Here is a 1,514-nt window from a genome sequence, read left to right on the forward strand (position 1 = left end):
TGTACTTGGAAATCCATACTGGACTCATAGGTACACGCCGTCAATCAGGGAGAAGAGAGTGCCTGCGAGGTTTTTGTGTGTTGCAGATGGCCTCATCGCTGGCAAGCCAGCTCCCACAGTTTCAGTGGTGCACAAAAAATATGTGCACGACGCAAAACCCTGTGGGAGCTGGCTTGCCAGCGATGGCGGATTGGAGGGCGCTACAGGAATTACTTTTTCCAGCGATCGGCAGCCGCATGATCACTATCACGTCCTTCGACCCAACGTGGTCCATCGCTGGTATTTTCTTTCTTCCAGAACGGCGCGCGGGTTTTCAGGTAGTCCATGACGAAGGCGCAGGCATCGAATGCGGCCTGGCGGTGGGCGCTGGCGGCGCCGACGAAGACGATCGGCTCGCCCGGCTCCAGCGCGCCAATGCGGTGCAGCACTTGCAGTTTCAACAGCGGCCAGCGCTGCTCAGCTTCGACAGCGATCTTGCCGAGAGCCTTTTCGGTCATGCCCGGATAGTGTTCAAGGAACATCCCGGCCACGTCGAGCCCGTCGTTGAAGTCGCGCACGTAACCGACAAAGCTCACCACCGCGCCAACGCCGACATTGGCCGCGTGCATCGCATTGACTTCAGCGCCCGGATCGAACGGCGTGGCCTGCACGCGAATCGCCATGTTCAGCCTCCGGTCACGGTGGGGAAAAACGCCACTTCGTCGCCATCGACCACCGGCTCATCGAGCTGGCAGAGGTCTTCGTTACGTGCGCACATCAGGTTCTGCTCGCTCAGCACTTCGGCGCCATCACGTTGTGCCAACAGTGCGCGAACGTCATCGACGGTGGCGAAATCGCCTTCAACCGCAACCGAATCCACGCCCAGCGCTTCACGGTAGCGGGCAAAAAATTTCACGGTCAGTTTCATGGCTGCTCCGCCTGGAAGTGGCCGCTCTTGCCGCCGACTTTCTCCAGCAGCCGCACGCTTTCGATGGTCATGCCACGGTCGACGGCTTTGCACATGTCGTAAATGGTCAGGGCGGCAACGCTGGCGGCGGTCAGCGCTTCCATCTCGACACCGGTCTGCCCGGACAACTTGCAGCGCGCGACGATACGCACGCTGTCCTCACCCTCGGCGCTGAGTTCGACTTTGACGCCAGTCAGCATCAGCGGATGGCACAGGGGAATCAGATCGCTGGTCTTCTTCGCCGCTTGAATCCCGGCAATGCGCGCCACGGCGAACACATCGCCCTTGGGGTGGCCGCCGCTGACGATCATCTGCAGGGTTTCAGGGAGCATGCGCACCAGCGCTTGAGCGGTCGCTTCACGGAACGTCACGGCTTTTTCAGTGACGTCGACCATGTTGGCGCGACCTTGGGAATCGAGATGAGTCAGCACGGGATTACTCCTGATCAGGAGCGTGGATTGTAAACCTGTGGGTCAGATATCCGCACGCACGAATATGGCGTTCTTCGTGTAGGAGCTGCCGAAGGCTGCGACCTTTTGACTTTGATTTTTAAAAACAAGATCAAAAG

3 protein-coding genes are annotated in these 1,514 nt (G+C 59.1%); all 3 read right to left on the bottom strand.

The annotated features are described in order from the left end of the window. Window positions 1–209 precede the first annotated feature (209 nt). The 3 genes from moaE to moaC are packed head-to-tail and all read right to left on the bottom strand — an operon-like array spanning window position 210 to window position 1,377. Window positions 210–662, bottom strand: coding sequence for a molybdopterin synthase catalytic subunit MoaE (gene moaE, locus F8N49_RS27635; protein ID WP_122751913.1), 453 nt, complete (start codon window positions 660–662; stop codon window positions 210–212). Window positions 663–664: 2 nt separating this feature from the next. Further along, window positions 665–907 (bottom strand): MoaD/ThiS family protein, encoded by a 243-nt coding sequence (locus F8N49_RS27640; protein WP_016771591.1) that lies wholly within the window; start codon window positions 905–907, stop codon window positions 665–667. After that, the gene (gene moaC, locus F8N49_RS27645; protein WP_008080206.1) at window positions 904–1,377 is read right to left on the bottom strand and encodes a cyclic pyranopterin monophosphate synthase MoaC; all 474 of its coding nucleotides are present in this window, start codon (window positions 1,375–1,377) and stop codon (window positions 904–906) included. Before moaC ends, F8N49_RS27640 begins: the two co-directional genes overlap by 4 nt. Window positions 1,378–1,514: the final 137 nt, after the last annotated feature.

This window comes from Pseudomonas sp. GXM4, from assembly GCF_008923895.1.
Classification (GTDB): domain Bacteria; phylum Pseudomonadota; class Gammaproteobacteria; order Pseudomonadales; family Pseudomonadaceae; genus Aquipseudomonas; species Aquipseudomonas atacamensis.

Coding starts and splice junctions, on each gene's coding strand:
- moaE (WP_122751913.1), bottom strand. CDS start 662: ATGGCGATTCGCGTGCAGGCCACGCCGTTCGATCCGGGCGCTGAAGTC.
- F8N49_RS27640 (WP_016771591.1), bottom strand. CDS start 907: ATGAAACTGACCGTGAAATTTTTTGCCCGCTACCGTGAAGCGCTGGGC.